This is a genomic window from Moorena sp. SIO1F2, assembly GCF_010672755.1.
GTDB lineage: Bacteria > Cyanobacteriota > Cyanobacteriia > Cyanobacteriales > Coleofasciculaceae > Moorena.
The window spans coordinates 1-17,948 of record NZ_JAAHFV010000104.1 but is presented as its reverse complement, the minus strand read 5'-3'; the positions used below and the strand labels follow the sequence as shown (position 1 = coordinate 17,948).

The following is a 17,948-nucleotide window of genomic DNA, read 5'->3' as shown; positions in this document are numbered from 1 at the left end:
TCCAGTGGAACATTCTTTATCACCACTGATGCATAACCGAGCGATCGCATCCTTGGATGTGGATTATGTCTACCTACCCTTACCGGTAAAATCAGCAGATTTGAAAAATGCGATCGCTGGTTTTGAGATACCCCTATAAAAATATCTTTTAAACCATATTCACCCTGAAGGTAGGCAGCTGCGGTGATTTGGCGGGATTGGTTGTGTAATATTGCTTCTACCATCAAACAGGCAGATGATGCTGGAGCAAAATAAGCACTGCCAGTGCGCATCAGTTCTACAATTTCTGCTCCGCCTCGGCGAGTCCGTTCGATCAGGGCTTCTATCCGGTCTGGTGTCATCAGTTCCGTGATGGGAACACCGCTAACGGTAGAGTAGCGGGGTAGTGGCACCATTAGGTCCCCATGGCCTCCGAGCACTACAGCATTGACATCCGCAACGGATACACCATTTTCCATGGCAATGAATGTCCGGAATCGGGTAGAATCCAACACCCCTGCCATGCCCATGACGCGATGGGGTGGTAAGTCAGTAGCTTGCCAGGCTAGGTAGGTCATCACATCGAGGGGATTGGTGACCACGATTAACATGGCATCTGGGGATTTTGCGATCGCATTTTTAGCCGCTTCCACCACAATTTTGGAATTGATCTGTAGCAGGTCATCCCGACTCATGCCTGGTTTCCGGGGACTTCCTGCCGTAATCACCACCACATCGGAACCAGCAGTATCAGCATAGTCATTAGTTCCGATAATTTGGCAATCGTGACCTTCAATGCCCCTGGCCTCCATTAAATCGAGAGCAATGCCTTGGGGCATACCTGGTTTAATATCCAGGAGTACGACATCGGCCAGATTTTTCTCAGCAATCCGTTGGACAAGAGTACTCCCTACTCTACCACCACCGATTACGGATACACGGTTGTCGTGGCAGGCAATTGGGGAGTTGGGATAGGGTACCATGATCGGAATGGGTAGGGTGGAAATGCGTTCGCGTAGCCGCTCTTAACGAGCATCGTCTTCAAAAGGGATGCTCGTTAAGACGATACTTTTCAGGCCGGTTAAGACGAGATTTCCAACTGGTCAATACGTAACCAAATGTTGGGGGTAGGTACCCGACCAAACTTGACCAGGGCATAATCCCCCTTGATATCAAGAATTTCCCCATCAGTTTCAAACAGATAAGAGGAAAAGCGGGGGTCACTTGCTTTTGCTTCCAGGCTACCCTCTAACTGGGCTTGGATAGCCCGAACCAATACTCCCTTTTTAATTTTCCCAGCCATAAAATCTCTTTTGTCTTTCCTCTTCTATTCTATCGGGGGAATGAGAAATCGGGAATCGGGAATCGGGAATCGGAACCCACCCCTAACCCCTCCCAGGAGGGGAACGGGAATTGGGAATCGGGAATCGGGAATCGGGAATCGGGAACAGGGAATTGGGAATCGGGAATCGGGAATCGGGAATTGGGAGTCGGGAGTCGGTAAAAAATCTTGTTTACCTTATTACCATGAGAACCGATAATTACCCTTAATAGAAATCTCCCCATCTCCCCATCTCCCCATCTCCCCACACTTCCCACACTTCCCACACTTATCAACGCTGACAGTTCGGACAAAAGTGAGCTGAGCGACCGACTAACTTGGTTCGCTGGATGGGGGTGCTACAGATACGACAGGGTTCTCCGGTGCGACCATAAACCCAGGCAATCCCCTTATAGTTGCCATTGACTCCCTGGACGTTGATAAAATCACTAAACGTGGTACCACCAGACTCAATCGCTTTTTCCAATACTTGGATAATCGCGATGCTCAGCTTTTCGATCTGCTCTAACCCCAAATCTTTACAAAGGGTTTCTGGTCGAATACCACTCAAGAATAATGCTTCATCGGCATAGATATTACCTATTCCTGCTACCAGGGATTGATCGAGCAAGGCTGTTTTAATCGCACGCTGGCGGTGATGGAGCTTACTAACTAGGTAATCTGTAGAAAATTCCTGGGAAAACGGTTCTGGTCCGAGTTGCTTTAGACCAGTGATAATAGTTTCTGGTAATTGGGATGGCGGAATCCACCACATTCGACCAAAGGTGCGCTGGTCGATAAACCTTAACTCCTGGTTGTTTGGGAAAAACAATCGCACTCGCGTGTGTTTTGGGTGAGGCTGGTCTTGACTTAGCCATAGCAGTTGACCAGTCATCCGGAGGTGAACACCTAACCAACCGGCCTGATCACTGTCTGACTTGCTTAGTTTAGCGAGTAGGTATTTGCCCCGTCGATACCAATCACTAATGGTGACAGTTTTGAGTTGGGCTAAAAAATCTTTCGGAGAAATAGGGTGGGCGATGGTGCGCGATAGTAACACCTCTCCACCCTGGATTTCTTGGCCTGTAGTCACTTGATTTAGACCCAGGCGAATTGTTTCAACTTCTGGTAGTTCCGGCACGATTGAGTGCTTTAGTTAATCAATGGTGAGTGCAAGCGTGTTAACTTAGCACTCTACAGACACCAGGAACTCAAATTCCTGAGTCTGGCTAGGTTAACCAACTACTTCCAGTTCAGTCGGTGCATAGTTATTGGTGTTGACCCCAGAGGGGCTACCGCTGTAGCCAGTATAGTTGACCTTATCAAAGCGGACAATCACTGGGTATTTGATACCACTCTTGTCTATACTAGCCACAGTTCCCACATCGTTATACCAGTAGGATTCTTTTCTTTTAATCCGAACTTTTGCACCACGTTTTAGTTCTGCCATAAAAAAATTTACCTTACGCTCTAGTTCTACAGCGTACTACTCAATTAGGCTTCTCCGTTGACTTAATTGTTTAAGTTTTATTAATTTCCCTGTAGTGAATCGGGAGTAGGGAATCGGGAATCGGGAATCGGGAATCGGGAGTCGGGAGTCGGAAGAGTGAGACTACAAACGCTGCCAACTCAGCTTTGATGTTTCCTCATCGAGATGCCAGCGTAATAACTGAGCTGGTTGACCAATGTTGAGGGTTGGTAAACCGATGGCTTGGCGAGGGGAAACCGTTGCGAGGGCAATGCCATTCTCAATGCTACAAATCCCCCACTGGACTAAATTCTCTACCCCTACCAATAATGGCAAGGTTGTCCCAGATAATGTCCCATCTGGTAGCCGTGCTGTCCCATTTTTGACCTCTATCTGGCGGGTGTCCCAGGGATAGACGCCATCGGGTAATCCTATTGGTGCTAGGGCATCGCTAACTAGAAAAATCCCTTGTTCATAACCCCCAGCACGGAGCAGCAATTGGATCATGGTGGAACAAACGTGCTGACCATCGGCAATTAGTCCACACTGGACACCGGGAGTAACTAGGGCAGCTCCGAGTAATCCTGGTTTGCGGTGATGGAGTCCTGGCATGGCATTAAAAGCATGGGTTACCATGGATGCCCCATGTTCAAAGGCGCTTTGGGCTTGCTCTGCTGTAGCTTGGGAGTGACCAAGACTAACGATTATGTTGCGCGATCGCAAATACGGAATCACCTCACCAATGCTATCTAACTCTGGCGCTATGGTAATTAGTTTAACCAGATTACCATAGTATCCCAAAACTTCCTTGACATTTTCAAGAGTAAGTGGTAATAGATACTCAAGAGGATGAGCTCCCCGTTTTTGGGGATTGAGAAAAGGCCCTTCTAGATGGACACCCAAGATGCGGGCGCTTGGGGTCTGGTAAGGTTGGGAAGGGATAAATTTAGCAAAGACAGAAAGCGATCGCTGAATCTTCTCTACAGAAGTAGTCACCAGAGTGGGTAAAAAGTGATCGACACCCTGATGCCAAAGGAATTGACAAATATCCTGGAGTAAAGGGATGTGGTGAAAATCCACATCGGTGAAGGCTAAGCCTAGCCCCCCATTAATCTGCAAATCCACACCCCCTAGGGAGACCCAATCCCCAGCAACGTCAAGGATAGCCGGGTTAGGAAGAGTTTCTAGCTTAGGAAGAGTTTCTGGGTTGGGTGCGATCGCGTCAATAATTCCATGATCATTAATGTGAATATTCTGTAAACCCTCGTAACTAGGGACACGAGCATTGATAATATCTAGAGTCATTAGGGAATGTGGCGAAGTCTAATTCATCTACCATCAAACATGATTCATGACCAATAACCAACCGTTAATTGGGATTATTATGGGCAGCGATTCCGATTTGCCCACCATGCAAAATGCGATCGCAGTATGTGAAGACTTCGGTGTTCCTTCGGAAGTGGCGATTGTCTCCGCCCACCGCACCCCTGAACGGATGGTAAATTATGCCCAAAACGCTCACAAGCGTGGACTCAAAGTTATTATCGCTGGTGCTGGGGGGGCGGCTCATCTGCCTGGGATGGTAGCGGCCCTAACACCCTTGCCTGTAATTGGGGTTCCAGTGTCTAGTCGTCACTTGCAGGGTATCGATTCCCTATACTCAATTGTTCAAATGCCTGGGGGAATTCCCGTCGCTACTGTAGCAATTGGTAATGCCAAGAATGCAGGGTTGTTAGCAGTGCAGATTTTGGGGACTCATCAGCCGGAATTACTAGAGAGAGTGCAGCAGTATCGCCAGAATTTAGCCCAATCAGTGATGGAAAAGCAAGCATTGCTCGATGAGTTAGGTTATCAGCAATACTTAGGGCAGATGGGTTAATCTGGTTCAGGGACCTTGAGAAGGTTAGCATTGAAAAAGGGCAAAAATCCCGATTAACTTGCTATCAGGGTAAGCCACTATAGGGATGTGACAGAAAATAATTCGAGGGCAATCCGACTCGTTCTACTACGTTAAGTTGGGGTATCTCAAAAGCATGCTACGGAAGGGAAGCATCTGTTATAAATGAGCCGAGACTAAAGGCCATAGGACTTACGAGGTTGAGTTTGGTGTTCAGCTGAAATACCAATACCCGATCCACACCAAATCCAACTCATGTCAACAAAAAATCTAGGAGGTAAATAAATTTAATGGAACATCGTGGTGTTACAGTATGGTTAACTGGTCTTAGTGGTGCTGGAAAGACCACTATTACTAAGGCATTAGAAGAAAAACTAAACGCCAAAGGATGCAAGCCCGAAGTCTTGGATGGGGATATCGTCCGTCAGAACTTAACCAAAGGACTCGGATTTAGTAAAGAAGACCGGGATGAAAACATTCGCCGCATTGGCTTTGTTGCCCATCTTTTAACCCGCAATGGAGTTATTGTCTTGGTATCCGCTATCTCTCCTTACCGTGAAATTCGAGAGGAGGTCAGGCAAAGGATTGGTGACTTTGTAGAAGTTTATGTTAATGCTCCCCTAAAAGTTTGCGAAGGCCGAGATGTCAAAGGACTTTACAAACGAGCTCGTGATGGAGAAATTAAGAATTTTACTGGTATTGATGACCCCTATGAGCCACCATTAAATCCGGAGGTGGAATGTCGCACTGACCAAGAAGAATTATCAGAAAGTGTGGACAAAGTTCTTAAAAAGCTGGAAGAGTTAAATTATATTTCTAGTACTTGAAGCAGAATCTTTATAGAAACCTTAACTCAAGAACCCCACCTACACGCTTTGGAGTGGGAGTCGTATCTTGAGACAATTCTTGAGACAATTGTAGAATCTAATTATTATTCCTAGAGTATGCAAAGCCCGGTGTTAAGCCATCCTTCACAAACTATCCCAGCTCACGGTGGTCAACTGGTCAACCGTGTCGCTACACCTGAACAACGGCAGGAATTTTTGGATAAAGCTGAATTTCTGCCCAGAGTTACACTGGATAAACGGGCTGTCAGCGACCTTGAAATGATTGCTATCGGTGGCTTTAGTCCCCTGACTGGCTTCATGGCCAAAGAAGACTACGAATCAGTGGTAGACCGGATGCGTCTAGCCAATAACCTACCGTGGTCAGTTCCGATCACCCTCTCGGTTACCTCTGAAGTAGCTGCCCCTCTGCAAGAGGGGGGATTAGTCCGTTTGGATGATACCAGTGGTCGGTTTATTGGTGTATTAGAACTGACAGAAAAATATTCTTACGACAAAACCCATGAAGCGGTGCAAGTTTACCGCACTGATGAAGACAAGCATCCTGGTGTGAAAGTCGTGTATGACCAGGGAGAGATTAATTTAGCTGGTTCAGTATGGTTACTGGAACGGTTACCCCATCCCCAGTTTCCCTCCTACCAAATCGATCCAGAAAAATCGAGAGCCATGTTCTCGGAACGGGGTTGGAAAACAGTGGTAGGTTTCCAAACCCGTAATCCCATTCATCGGGCTCATGAATATATCATCAAATGTGCTCTAGAAACTGTAGACGGTTTGTTTCTTCATCCCTTAGTAGGTGCTACTAAAAGCGACGACATCCCAGCAGATGTACGGATGCGTTGCTATGAAATCATGTTGGAGAATTATTTTCCCAATGACCGCGTGATTCTGGCAATTAACCCTGCTGCCATGCGTTACGCTGGCCCAAGAGAAGCCATTTTCCATGCTTTGGTACGGAAGAATTACGGCTGTACCCATTTCATTGTAGGACGAGACCACGCTGGTGTGGGAGACTATTACGGCACCTATGATGCCCAACACATTTTTGGTGAGTTTGAGCCAGGTGAGTTGGGGATCATGCCGATGAAGTTTGAGCACGCCTTCTACTGCACTCGCACCCAAGGTATGGCTACCGCCAAGACTAGTCCAAGTACACCGGAGCAGAGGATTCATTTATCCGGTACTAAGGTACGGAAAATGCTGCGTGAGGGAGAATTACCACCACCGGAATTTTCCCGACCTGAAGTGGCAGCAGAACTGGCTAAGGCAATGCACGAGAGCACTTAAAGGTTAGAGGGTTGGAGGTTAGACCGTTGAAGGTTAGACCGTTGAAGGTTAGACCGTTGAAGGTTGAAGGTTAGACTGTTGAAGGTTGGAGGTTAGACCTTTGAAGGTTGGAGGTTAGACCTTTGAAGGTTGGAGGTGAGGCGGTTATTTGGTTATTTGGTTATTTGGTTATTTGGTTATATTCCAAACCTTAAACCTGTAACCTTGGCCTTTCGGCCACGCTACGCGAACAACCTTCAACCTGTAACCTGTAACCTTCAACCTATAACCTTCAACCTGTAACCTGTAACCTGTAACCACATAACCTTCAATCTGTAACCTGTAACCTGTAACCACATAACCTTCAACCTGTAACCTGTAACCTGTAACCACATAACCTTCAACCTTGGCCTTTCGGCCACGCTACGCGAACAACCTTCAACCTTCAACCAAATAACCTTCAACCTGTAACCTTGGCCTTTCGGCCACGCGCTTCGCAGCAAAGCGGGACGAAGTCCATCGCGTTAAACCTTTAACTAGTGAACTAGTGAACTAGCTCAACTGGGAATCCCACGGCTTGTGGCCGTGGGAGCGCCAATCCTGGTAGGCTGATAGCTGAAATCTGAAAGCTGAAGCGCGGATATGGGACTTAATCGCCGGACTTTTCTGCAAAAAGCTAGTTTGGGATTGGCAACATTAGGAGTCAGTGAAACAATACTATCCCTCCTAGGGAATAGTGGTTTAGCTGTTCCTGGAATAGACCGTTACTTCCAAGTATTAGCACAACCCCTTGGGCGAAAGTTAGCCCTACTAGTAGGTATCAACAAGTATCCTCGTAGCACACTCTTGGATGGCTGTGTTACTGATGTAGAACTACAACAAGAACTATTGATTCATCGGTTTGGCTTCAACCCGAAGGATATACTTATACTTAACGATGACCAAGCGACCCGAGAAAATATTGAAACGGCTTTTATTGAACATCTGACGGAGCAAGCGAAACCAGGTGACGTGGTAGTCTTCCACTTCAGTGGCTTCGGTAGCCAGGTCAAGCTATCTCAAGAGTATCAAACCGATAAGTCTGTTGCACTTCAAAATAGCTTGGTTCCAGTAGATGGGAGCCTGACCAAAAAAAAACCCAAGGTAGCCAACGATTTACTGGAAGAAACGTTAGTTTTGCTATTGCGTACCCTAGCAACTGACCAAGTAACTACAGTACTTGATACTAGCCACACGGTAGCTGATAGCCTCCTCCAAGGAAATATTAAGGTACGCTCTAGTACTAACCCACCAGCCAAAGAGGCTAGTCGGGAGGAACTGGCTTTTCAAGAGCAACTGCGGCGGCGGATACAGGATTCTGGGCAAGGGATGGTAAACCCGCAATCGGTTTCGGTTGTGCCTGGAGCTATGAATCCGATGGCAGGTATGGTTCTCACGGCGGCTGAACCAAATCAAATGGCGATTGAGGCGAAATGGAATGGTTTCAGTGCTGGCTTATTTACCTATGCTCTTACTCAGTATCTGTGGCAGGCAATACCAACAACCACAATTCAGGTGAGCCTGACTCACGCTGGTCTGATGGTTAATCAACTGACAGGTACACAACAACAGCCAAGGCTAGGGGGTCAGAGTAGTCTTGAGCCAATACCTACCTATTATCTGCCCCTTGACCCTAGCATGGGAGCGGATGGTGTGGTCACTGCCCTGGAAGATAATGGTCAAACTGCACAGTTGTGGTTAGCAGGATTACCAGCAACAGTTGTGGATAACTATAGCAACAATTCTGTATTGTCTGTATTGGAAGCCGGTGCTAACTCGGGAGTCTCTCAACTACAAATAACCTCTAAAGATGGTCTGACGGCTAAGGCAAAATTTATTGGTGCTAGTACTGATAATAACAATCAGCTACAAGTTGGGCAGCTGGTGCAAGAAGCGGTCCGGGTGTTACCCCGTAATATTGGTCTAACGGTAGCTCTGGATGGCAACCTACAACGAATTGAGCGAGTAGATGCTACCAGCGCCTTTTCTAGTATCTCTGCTGCATCGGTAGTGCAAGCAGGGGAACAACCTGCTGATTACTTGTTTGGGAAAGCACTCTCTTCCAAAAATGCTGGGGGAGGGGGTTATGGAATCTTCTATCTTGACGGTGAACCCATACCCAATGGAGTTGGGGAAGCTGGGGTAGCCGTGAAGTCAGCAGCTATGGGATTGGCTGGTAAACTGAACACCTTGCTGGCCGGAAAATTGCTGCGTCTAACTGCTAATGATGGGTCTTCCGGTCTAGGTATTCGGGTATCCCTACAGATGATTGAACCAGAGCAAAAGCTAGTGATGCAACTCGAAACATCACGGACGGCTTCCTCCTCACGGGTAGATTTGGTAGCTGAGGGTGAAGCTAAATCTCAGGCTGAGTTGACAAAAACTGTGGCAGAAGCAGGTGTTCCTATTTTGCCGGTAGGGAGTCGTCTCCATTATCAGATCGAAAACTACGGTGACCAACCGATCTATTTCTTGCTATTAGGCTTTAATACCAATGGCAATGCGATCGCACTATATGAACTGCCATTTTTGGAGACATCACAGACTTCAGAAAACTCTCCATCTATCAAAGATGCTGTAATTGCTCCTGGGGAAACCCTAACTCTGCCATCAGCCGTAGCTTCTGTTGGTGGGATTGTCTCAGGTCCTAGTGGAATGGTGGAAATGCAACTGATTTGCAGTCGCTCTCCCTTCACTGAGGCCAGTAAAGCTCTCGACGCTGTGCCATCTCGTCGCGGAATCGGAGCACCAATTGATGATTTGTTTAACCCCTTGGATGTGGCCAAGGCGGTGTTGCAAGACATACATGATGCTAGTGCAAATTCCCTAGATTCTTCCCTCAGTATAGCTGCTGATTCCTACGCCTTGGATGTCAATACTTGGGCAACTCTAAGTTTTCTCTATCGGGTGGTTTAATTTCAGCTTGTTAATTGTCAATTGCTAATTGGCAATTAACAATTGATGCATAAGTGTTTAAGAGGAAATAGGGAACAGGGAACAGGGAACAGGGGGAACAGTGTGAGGATAGGGAACATCACTAATAATTTTTAGTTATTTTTTTGGTTAAACTATTATTATAACTGTGGTTATTTCAAAAACATAAATTTTATTTATTCTGAGTCATTAACCCTTCTTAGGTAACCTCGCTTTCCCAAACACTTGCTCGGGAGTAAGTTCCAACCCTTCAAAAAGCGAATCAGTGATCAGCGCAAATTTGGTATAAGTCTGTGGTGGCGCATCTGGATAAAAAACTGTGATACTTCTCGCCTGAGGATCAACAACCCAAACTCGTAATACTCCCGCTTCTAAATAATCAGTTGCTTTCTCGGCTAATTGCCCAAAGGTTTGTCCCGGTGAGATAATTTCAATGGCTAACTCTGGGGGTACTGGACAAGCCTCATCTTCTATAACTTCTGAGGGCAGACGTTGAACAGAAATGTAGATTAAATCAGGCACAGGTACCCAGTCTTGACCGTGACGTTGCAAGGCTATTGTCCATTCTGGATTGACTTCACCCTTTTCCTGACACCACTGATCCAAAAGTGTATATAAAGCACCACTTACCCTAGCATGAAAACGTTTAGGAGACATTTTCGGTACTGCAACCCCCTCAACTAATTCATAGGTTACATCGGTCGAAGGCATTGCCAGAAATTCTTCCAGGGTCAGTCTAGTTTTTAGTTTTTGCATTTTTATAAAACCACGATATCATTATATCAAAACCCCACAATAATCCACCACAAACTAATCCCTAAAACTATCGTACTCACATGGTGTGGTAATAACAAACTAAAGGGTTGACGTCCTATCTTCTGGGTCAAAAACAGGGATAAAAGTACTCCTGAAATTAACGTAGTTCCCTGCAAGAATGCAATTACTGCTGGATGGGCTACCAACACAGGTAATCCTTCACCACTCAATCCAAACGTAGCAAACATTACCGGTAAAATCCTTCCCCCTTCTCCTAAACCAAGCCGCCAATAATGAGCAAAATTACCAGCTAACACTAATGGTAAATATCCATAAGCTAATTTAACAAAATAACTCGGCTTACGAATTTCTTTTACCTGATATAATCCTACCATTATTCCTTGAGCCAATAGTGGGACAATTGCTGGTAAACTCAACACTGTTACCGAGAGCAAACCATGAGTCCAAAACTGACTCAAATCCCACCCTAACCCCAGGTTTTCTTGCAATTCTGGTAAACGGTGCAAAAACACTGCTCCTAACAATAACAATAACAAAGCTACCTCATAACTGCGAGGCACATGGGTAGTCCACAATTCAATACCTGGAGGACGTAAATTCACTTCTACTGAACGATGGGGACAGGCTTTCAAACAGGTCATGCACAACACACAATCCCGGTTATCTTCCAATTGTGCTGGGTGAGAGTACAAGGGACAGCCATCCGTTTCCATTCCCTCCCCTTTTTCGGGACCACCTTTATAACATTGATAGGTGCTACATTCCGCTGAACATATCCCTTGTTGTGCTCGTAATTCCGTTATCGATAGTTTAGCGAACATGCCATTCATGCCGCCAATGGGACATAAATAGCGGCACCAGAAGCGTCGCTCGAAAATAGCGGAACATATCATCGCACCCGCTGTAATTAATAACAGTAGACAAGCGGAAAGATAAGCGGTATTTTCCAAATCCCACAATTCTTCCCACAATAAAATCAAGAAGAATAAGCCAAACAAAAACCAACCTCCCCACTTTTGAGCCTGTTCTCGGGGCCAACGTTTTAACTTACGGGGAAATAGCCACAGGGATAATTTCTGAGTAACTTCCCCATAAATCATGAATGGACAAACTGCACACCATAACCTACCCACAAAGGGAAAACTAATTAATACTAAGGGCCACCACCACGCCCAGAATAAATTAAGCGCAAAGTTTTCTTGACGATTCTGGGGTCCGATAAATAAAATAGCAACAATAATCGCAAAAGCGGTTAAGGTAAAGCCATAATTAATCCGGTCTGGCCACCAAGGGCTGCGGAGAAAGCGACGTAACCCTGGATAATAATTTAAGAGATTGAGACGGAATTTCTTTTTCTTACTTTGGGAGGGCCAGATAATTTCTTCGGTTACTTCTGAACATCCTTCTAGCTGCACAATGGCTCGTTCAACTAAATTGTATAATTCCCTGAGATTATTGGGAAAATCATACGCCTGTAATCGCCGTAATGCTTCGGGAGTGATCCGGTTTTTATTAATACATTTAGCACGAGATATGATACTAATATAGTAGTTGACTATGTCACCAATGTCGGCTTTTCGTACCCGTAGTGGTGGTACTTTAATCAATTTTTCTGCCACCGAATCAATCTCTGGCAGTTTTCTCTCGGCAATCATGATAATCCGAGCCTGACTAGTAGAGACGTTGGCTGCTGCAACATCTGTATGTTCTGAGGTAGCGCGGTCTTGGGGGTCTCCCCCATGAGCGACTACCGGTTGGGAACGGTTGACTGGAGTATAGGTATTGGTTCTAAGTAAATTAGCGATTTCTGGAATAAGTTCTGGGCTAAGTTCTTGAATATTATTTAATAGTAGAGTTCCTTGACCTAAGGCTTCAATTAACCCAGGTTTTCCCCCTGCACGACCAAATAATTCTGCGACCCTGGCTTGTAATTTAGAGCAATCGACTTTAATCATGGCTTCTCGCCGATAGGGAGAACTAAAATGAATCAAGGCTGCTATGTTATCTTTTTCTAGTCCAGGTTCTCCGAAGATTATCACCGATTCGCGGTTTTCCGCTGCTTGTTTAACTTGCGATCGCAGTCGCACCCCATAGCGACTTTTCCCAATAATCCCCCGTTTAGCTTTACTAACCAGATACGGTCGTAAGATGGTTTGACGCTCTTGTTCATAGGCTAGCTGAGCGGATAACTCTTCTACTTCTTCAGCCAGTTGTTGGGAGAAAGCCTGGGTAATTTCTGGATAGTGTTCCACGAGTGCCCGAAATTCGGAAGCACTGACAAACCAAAACTGACATTCGTTGAGGGTAATTAAGGTTTGCTCAACAGGTTTGTTCAATAATAGAGCTTGTAGATTAATCACTGCCCCAGGGAGTAAACCCACAGCTTGCCAATCCTCAGTATTGCTTTCGATCCGACCTGAGCGGAGAATATATAATCCTGCGGGAGGGGTGTTGGCTAGCACTAAGGTTTGGTTTGCGGGCAAAATCCGCTCTTCCAGCTTAGGTGCTAGATTCTGTAACACCTCCTGAGTCAAAATACTCAGAGCAGTTCGTTGTTTTAGCCACGTCACTAAGTCTGGAATGGTCATGATTGGCTCTGGGATAAACAATGATGGGAAGTTCAGTTAATCAAAATATTATTATGGTTAGGAAAATTTTGTTAATTGTTTATTTTTAATTGTTTATTGTTAACTGAATAATAATTGGGAAGAAGCCCTTTCAAGCTCCCAAATGATAAGTAAATCTACAACTTTCACTATAATCTAGCTCTGGTCGTGCCTAACGCCAGAGCTAGCCCTTTGAAGAATACAATTTAGACTGCTATGTTAATTTATCCAAACGAGCACGGAGGGATTTGAACCCCCGACACCCAGAACCGGAATCTGGTGCTCTATCCACTGAGCTACGCGCCCTTATGCTTGAGTGACTATATCTTAGTTACTCTATCTTATTAGCTTTGATAATAGCACACTATCGCCAATTTTAACTATACACGACTTGAGCACCGAGAAGTGTAAACTGTTTCAAATCTGCCTTAGCAAGTGCCATCGGCTAGAGATAACTTGCCGGATCGACAGGTTCACCGTTCTTACGAACCTCAAAATGGAGGTGGGGACCGGTAGAGAAACCCGTAGACCCAACAGTTGCGATCGCATTTCCTCGTTTCACCGATTCTCCCTTACTCACCAAGAGTCTACTGGCATGACCATAGAGGGTAGCAATACTGTCGCCATGGTCAATAATTACTGTATTGCCATAGCCACCATACCAACCCGCAAAAATTACTATACCGCTATCTGCTGCTCGAATAGTACTGCCATAACTAGCCCCAAAGTCAATCCCAGAATGGAAGCGAGATGTACCTAGAATGGGGTGACGTCGCCAACCAAAACTACTGGTAATGGAGCCATTACTGGGATAAAGCAGCTGACCAGTATTAAAAACAAAAGTTTTGCGAAGCCTTGCCTTCCTAGCTGCCGCAATCTTGTTTTGACGGGCAATCTCTCGTTGAATCAAGATGACAATATTTTTAGAATCTTCTGCTAACTGGGCTTGGGATGCTTCTAAAGCTTGTCGGTTAGAGTTAAGTCGGTCAATCAGTTGTTGCTGTTTCCTCAGCTGGGCTTCAAACTGCTTCTTTTTGGCTAGGAGTTGTTGTTTAAGTAGGGAAACTCGGTTTTTCTGAGCCTCTATCTCGGTTTTGCGTTGGTTAATGCTGTCGGCTTCAGCTTTTAAACTAGTTAAGATTTTCTGGTCTGTTTGATAGACTAACTTCAATCGGCGGCGTCGAGCCAGAAATTCGTTGATATCTTGACTCTTGAGGAGGAGATTCGACCCAACTTCAGCATTGGGCTGGCGCTGTAAAAAACGCAGTCGAGCAATGATTGCAGCACGCTTTTCGTAATAGCTTCTCTCGGCAATTGCTAAATCCTCCTGCAACTGGTCTAGACGCTGGTTAGCCAGTTGGATTTGGCCATTATAATCCTGGTTAGCCGTATCAGTGGACTTGAGATTAAGCTCAATCACACCCAGCTTCTTCTGGGCAGATTGCTCCACATTAGATATGCGATCGCTTTCCTTAATAATAGTAGACCGTTGCTGCTCAATATGTTGCTGTATCTGTTGCAGGGTATCTACTGCTCCTGGGTTTACTACTTCTGGGTTTACTACTCCTGGGTTGGGTGAGGGAGAAGTACTCCCTGGAATTGTGACGATTAGCAGCCAAAGAACACAGCCTAGACAAACTCTCCCTATCCCGTGTAAGCCATACCAATCCCTAACCTTACCAGACGGGTTGACGTTTTTGGTATAGGTTGCCCTTTGCCGGATTTCCTTAACCACAGACTATCTCAGTATTGTGAACAATCATCGAAAAAATTCCCGAATACAGCTGTCAACGGTTGTAGATCAGTTCTATATAAATTGATGCTGACGAAAGTTAAACACTCCTTGGATATTATCTACTACTACTGGCCGATAGTGAATAGTGAGGGGAAAGCATTAGTGTTGTCATTATGGGGACTGGTGTTTACTATTTAGGTATCGTAAGCTATCAGCTATCAGCTATCAGCTATAAGTTATCAGCTATCACCTATCAGCTATCAACTAATCCGCTATGTGTCCCAGCGTCGTTCGCACAGCGTGGCCAAACGCGCCCCGCGTGGCCTAAAGGCCAAGGCCAAAGCCTGTGCCACGCTACTTGAGGTGCTTTTGAATAAAACAGGTAAGCATTGGAATAATGCTGAGTTACGTCAGCATCTCAAGTAGCGTGAGCCTTTGGCTGACGGCTGACGGCTGACCTCTGACCTCTGACCTCTGAATGCTTACATTTGAGCTGGTAAATTATACACGAAAGTAAACACCACAAACCCTAGCAACAACCTAAGCACAAACCTCAGTCCTCTAGTCTATTTAAGTAAGGGAAATCAAGTATACAGCGGGTTAAAATTCCGTGAAGTACAGTATATATCTCGTTTTTTAGCAGATTACAACAGGCAACATAAGACTTGATCGTTCTGTTTTCGGTTCCCCTTTACCCGTTCCCTAACTATTCACTTTGGGGGAATTTAGCCCTTTGTTCACTAAAACTGTTACTTTAGCCTAATTTTCGGTAACTCTGTAAATGTAGCTGATCTCAAATCCGGTCAACTAATTATTATATCCCTGATCGGGTAATTGGTAACTCGTAATTGGAAATGAGTAGTTGATGATTCCCCATTCCCCATTACCAAACATCGAGGGAATAGTTAACAAACCAGTAATTAACCGGATTTGATCTCATCAGAGTTTTCAGTCAATCAGACCGAATGAAAACTTGTAATTAACCAATATTAGGATAAAATTTAGTTATGACGGTACTAGCAGGATTTTACGTTTCTGGCGCTCTCTACTTTTTTGCGATCTGGTTTCAAGCTTTCCAGAAAGACACTAATTTATCTCCTGAGCAAATCCGCATATCTTGGATAGTGTTGACGATAGCAACCGTTTTTTGGCCAATTGTTGCCCCGATTGCTAATCTGGAGAAGAGTTCTATAAAAAAAGCTTCTTTAGTTCAGGAAGAAGATGTGGATGCTAAGGAAACAGCGATTGCAGCTAAGCTATCCCGCACTTAATTGGTAAACCTAAATTGAATAATGCTGATATTATATTCGGTAACATCAGTATTGTAAAAATTGGGTAATGGTAAATTGGTAACTTTGATTACTCCCAAGCCATTACCCATTTTCATATCTTGCACTTGCACTTAAAAGCTCTAAAATTTAGTAATATTAATTCAGGAGCTTCGAGTCAGAATAAGTCAAAGTTATGTTGTTGGAATATAAGAGTTCTTAAGAGGTTGTCTGAGAAGTCTAATTTGCTACATCCAAGCCCCCGTTGGTCCCCCAATTTTGGGGGACTTTTAGAAGCAAATTGACTCTTGTTCCCCCCAAAGTTGGGGGGCTAGGGGGGCAAAATGCAGTATCAAAAAACTTTTCAGATATCCTCTAAGCTGCAGATACGCGCAGCCTAATCAACCAACCATCAAGATCTGCCAAAGCGCGATCGCGATATGCTCCATATCGTTCTCGCTTATTCTTTATCCGCACTGGCAATTCGGGCAAAATCCCAAAATTTGGTGGCATAGGCTGAAAATGCTTAGGTGATGCGGAACTGATAAAGTCAAATAACGCTCCCATCATCGTAGTGGGTGGCATCGTTACCAGTTCCAATCCCAATACCAGTCGCGCCGCATTTGTACCAGCCAGCCACCCTCCCGCAGCTGCTGCTGTATAACTTTCTGTTCCTACCAATTGACCAGCTGCCAACAAAGTAGAGCGTTTTTTGAACTGTAGGGTTGGTTGCAATAACTCAGGAGCATTCAGAAAGGTGTTCCGATGCATCACCCCCATGCGCACAAACTCTGCTTCTTCCAAACCTGGAATCAGTCGAAATACCCGTTTCTGCTCACCCCAGCGCAAATTAGTTTGGAATCCCACCATATTCCACAGCTGACCTGTTTTATCTTCCTGTCGCAGCTGTACCACAGCATAAGGACGGTGGTGCTGATTTTCTGGGGCGCGGAAGTCTCCCTTACGGGCATCAAACAGTCCCACTGGCTTCAGAGGACCGTAGCGCATAGTATCTTCCCCCCGACGAGCCATCTCCTCAATCGGTAAGCACCCTTCAAAAAATTTAGCAGTTTCTTGCTCAAAGTCTTTCAATTCGGCCTTTTGGGCTGCACACAGTTCTTCCCAGAAGTGACGATACTGCTCCCGATTCATGGGACAATTAAGATAAGCCGCTTCTCCTTTGTCATACCGGGATGCCATAAAAGCAATATCACGATTGATGGATTCCCCCACCACAATCGGTGATGCAGCATCAAAAAAACTAAAGTATTCTAAACCAGTGAACTGTTGCAGGTCTTCGGCTAAAGCAGGACTAGTCAACGGACCGGTTGTAAGTACCACCACCCCTGTGGTAGGAATTTGCGGAACTTCCTCCCGCTGCAACTCGATCAGGGGATGACTAGCTAAGGTTTCCGTCAATTCCCGACTAAATACTGCTCGGTCTACAGCTAAGGCACCCCCAGCTGGAACAGCATGTTGATCAGCTTTGCCAATAATAATTGAATCAAGGCGTCTCAATTCTTCGTGCAACAAACCCGCAGCGCGATCGCTTGATTTAGCACCAAAGGAATTGCTACATACTAATTCTGCCAATTCGACCGTATGATGAGCCGGGGATAGTCGCACTGGTCGCATTTCGTGCAACACCACTGGTACTCCAGCCTGAGCAATTTGCCAAGCAGCTTCTGTACCGGCTAATCCACCACCGATAACATTTACTTGTTGTTTGTCATTAGTCATTATATAGCAAAGGGAACAGGGAATAGGGAACAGGGAGTAGGGAGTAGGGAGTAGGGAGTAGGGAGTAGGGAGA

The 17,948-nt window shown here is 45.4% G+C and carries 17 protein-coding genes, 1 tRNA gene and 1 pseudogene; 8 read left to right on the top strand and 11 right to left on the bottom strand.

The genetic code is table 11. From position 1 onward, the window contains the following. Positions 1–28: 28 nt before the first annotated feature. Complete coding sequence (locus tag F6J94_RS14575; RefSeq protein WP_293041335.1) at positions 29–139, top strand: hypothetical protein; 111 nt, start codon at positions 29–31, stop codon at positions 137–139. Here the strand turns inward: F6J94_RS14575 and mdh are convergent. The 6 genes and pseudogenes from mdh to nagA form a co-directional block, all read right to left on the bottom strand. Then, positions 129–962, bottom strand: a pseudogene (gene mdh / locus F6J94_RS14570) (malate dehydrogenase); the annotation flags it as partial. The gene F6J94_RS14575 and the pseudogene mdh sit on opposite strands and share 11 nt — an antisense overlap. A 98-nt stretch (positions 963–1,060) precedes the next feature. Continuing rightward, positions 1,061–1,282, bottom strand: coding sequence for an NAD(P)H-quinone oxidoreductase subunit O (locus F6J94_RS14565; RefSeq protein WP_009149183.1), 222 nt, complete (start codon positions 1,280–1,282; stop codon positions 1,061–1,063). 29 nt (positions 1,283–1,311) lie between these two features. Further along, positions 1,312–1,569 (bottom strand): hypothetical protein, encoded by a 258-nt coding sequence (locus F6J94_RS14560; RefSeq protein WP_293041329.1) that lies wholly within the window; start codon positions 1,567–1,569, stop codon positions 1,312–1,314. Positions 1,570–1,592: 23 nt separating this feature from the next. Then, entirely contained in the window at positions 1,593–2,441 is an 849-nt protein-coding gene (locus F6J94_RS14555) for a DNA-formamidopyrimidine glycosylase (RefSeq protein ID WP_293024159.1), read from the bottom strand. Positions 2,442–2,534: 93 nt separating this feature from the next. Further along, positions 2,535–2,750, bottom strand: coding sequence for a photosystem I reaction center subunit IV (locus tag F6J94_RS14550; protein WP_293024157.1), 216 nt, complete (start codon positions 2,748–2,750; stop codon positions 2,535–2,537). 162 nt (positions 2,751–2,912) lie between these two features. Next, complete coding sequence (nagA, locus tag F6J94_RS14545) at positions 2,913–4,073, bottom strand: N-acetylglucosamine-6-phosphate deacetylase (protein WP_293041327.1); 1,161 nt, start codon at positions 4,071–4,073, stop codon at positions 2,913–2,915. Positions 4,074–4,119: 46 nt separating this feature from the next. On the opposite strand from nagA, the gene purE reads away from it, so the two are divergent. From purE to F6J94_RS14520, 5 genes are all read left to right on the top strand, one after another. Then, positions 4,120–4,647: a 5-(carboxyamino)imidazole ribonucleotide mutase gene (gene purE, locus F6J94_RS14540; RefSeq protein WP_293041324.1), complete on the top strand. Its 528-nt coding sequence runs from the start codon at positions 4,120–4,122 to the stop codon at positions 4,645–4,647. Between the two features lie 308 nt (positions 4,648–4,955). After that, positions 4,956–5,492 (top strand): adenylyl-sulfate kinase, encoded by a 537-nt coding sequence (cysC, locus tag F6J94_RS14535; protein ID WP_293024150.1) that lies wholly within the window; start codon positions 4,956–4,958, stop codon positions 5,490–5,492. 117 nt (positions 5,493–5,609) lie between these two features. Continuing rightward, positions 5,610–6,797 (top strand): sulfate adenylyltransferase, encoded by a 1,188-nt coding sequence (gene sat / locus F6J94_RS14530; protein WP_293041321.1) that lies wholly within the window; start codon positions 5,610–5,612, stop codon positions 6,795–6,797. A gap of 156 nt (positions 6,798–6,953) precedes the next feature. Further along, positions 6,954–7,079 carry a hypothetical protein gene (locus tag F6J94_RS14525; RefSeq protein ID WP_293041318.1) on the top strand — a complete coding sequence of 42 codons (126 nt, stop codon included), beginning with the start codon at positions 6,954–6,956 and terminating at the stop codon, positions 7,077–7,079. Positions 7,080–7,418: 339 nt separating this feature from the next. Continuing rightward, entirely contained in the window at positions 7,419–9,731 is a 2,313-nt protein-coding gene (locus F6J94_RS14520) for a caspase family protein (protein WP_293041316.1), read from the top strand. 207 nt (positions 9,732–9,938) lie between these two features. On the opposite strand, the gene F6J94_RS14515 is transcribed toward F6J94_RS14520, so the two are convergent. The 4 genes from F6J94_RS14515 to F6J94_RS14500 form a co-directional block, all read right to left on the bottom strand. Next, positions 9,939–10,505, bottom strand: coding sequence for a Uma2 family endonuclease (locus F6J94_RS14515; RefSeq protein ID WP_293041313.1), 567 nt, complete (start codon positions 10,503–10,505; stop codon positions 9,939–9,941). A gap of 26 nt (positions 10,506–10,531) precedes the next feature. Further along, complete coding sequence (locus F6J94_RS14510) at positions 10,532–13,114, bottom strand: sigma 54-interacting transcriptional regulator (RefSeq protein ID WP_293041310.1); 2,583 nt, start codon at positions 13,112–13,114, stop codon at positions 10,532–10,534. 251 nt (positions 13,115–13,365) lie between these two features. Then, a tRNA-Arg gene (locus tag F6J94_RS14505) sits at positions 13,366–13,438 on the bottom strand. 139 nt (positions 13,439–13,577) lie between these two features. Continuing rightward, positions 13,578–14,867 (bottom strand): murein hydrolase activator EnvC, encoded by a 1,290-nt coding sequence (locus F6J94_RS14500; protein ID WP_229415219.1) that lies wholly within the window; start codon positions 14,865–14,867, stop codon positions 13,578–13,580. A 300-nt stretch (positions 14,868–15,167) separates the two neighbouring features. Between F6J94_RS14500 and F6J94_RS14495 the strand changes: the two genes are divergently transcribed. Both F6J94_RS14495 and F6J94_RS14490 read left to right on the top strand, forming a co-directional pair. Continuing rightward, positions 15,168–15,293: a hypothetical protein gene (locus F6J94_RS14495; RefSeq protein WP_293041306.1), complete on the top strand. Its 126-nt coding sequence runs from the start codon at positions 15,168–15,170 to the stop codon at positions 15,291–15,293. 581 nt (positions 15,294–15,874) lie between these two features. Continuing rightward, the gene (locus F6J94_RS14490; RefSeq protein ID WP_075897219.1) at positions 15,875–16,138 is read left to right on the top strand and encodes a hypothetical protein; all 264 of its coding nucleotides are present in this window, start codon (positions 15,875–15,877) and stop codon (positions 16,136–16,138) included. A 372-nt stretch (positions 16,139–16,510) separates the two neighbouring features. Here F6J94_RS14490 and trmFO read toward each other — a convergent pair whose 3' ends face one another. Further along, positions 16,511–17,875, bottom strand: a complete 1,365-nt coding sequence (gene trmFO / locus F6J94_RS14485) for an FADH(2)-oxidizing methylenetetrahydrofolate--tRNA-(uracil(54)-C(5))-methyltransferase TrmFO (RefSeq protein WP_293041332.1) — start codon at positions 17,873–17,875, stop codon at positions 16,511–16,513. Between the last annotated feature and the right edge of the window lie 73 nt (positions 17,876–17,948).

Bases quoted from the DNA above. Each gene is read 5' to 3' on its own strand.
- nagA (WP_293041327.1), bottom strand. From the start codon at position 4,073: ATGACTCTAGATATTATCAATGCTCGTGTCCCTAGTTACGAGGGTTTA.
- F6J94_RS14550 (WP_293024157.1), bottom strand. From the start codon at position 2,750: ATGGCAGAACTAAAACGTGGTGCAAAAGTTCGGATTAAAAGAAAAGAA.
- F6J94_RS14565 (WP_009149183.1), bottom strand. From the start codon at position 1,282: ATGGCTGGGAAAATTAAAAAGGGAGTATTGGTTCGGGCTATCCAAGCC.
- trmFO (WP_293041332.1), bottom strand. From the start codon at position 17,875: ATGACTAATGACAAACAACAAGTAAATGTTATCGGTGGTGGATTAGCC.
- F6J94_RS14575 (WP_293041335.1), top strand. From the start codon at position 29: ATGCATAACCGAGCGATCGCATCCTTGGATGTGGATTATGTCTACCTA.
- F6J94_RS14490 (WP_075897219.1), top strand. From the start codon at position 15,875: ATGACGGTACTAGCAGGATTTTACGTTTCTGGCGCTCTCTACTTTTTT.
- purE (WP_293041324.1), top strand. From the start codon at position 4,120: ATGACCAATAACCAACCGTTAATTGGGATTATTATGGGCAGCGATTCC.
- F6J94_RS14520 (WP_293041316.1), top strand. From the start codon at position 7,419: ATGGGACTTAATCGCCGGACTTTTCTGCAAAAAGCTAGTTTGGGATTG.
- F6J94_RS14510 (WP_293041310.1), bottom strand. From the start codon at position 13,114: ATGACCATTCCAGACTTAGTGACGTGGCTAAAACAACGAACTGCTCTG.
- cysC (WP_293024150.1), top strand. From the start codon at position 4,956: ATGGAACATCGTGGTGTTACAGTATGGTTAACTGGTCTTAGTGGTGCT.
- F6J94_RS14515 (WP_293041313.1), bottom strand. From the start codon at position 10,505: ATGCAAAAACTAAAAACTAGACTGACCCTGGAAGAATTTCTGGCAATG.
- sat (WP_293041321.1), top strand. From the start codon at position 5,610: ATGCAAAGCCCGGTGTTAAGCCATCCTTCACAAACTATCCCAGCTCAC.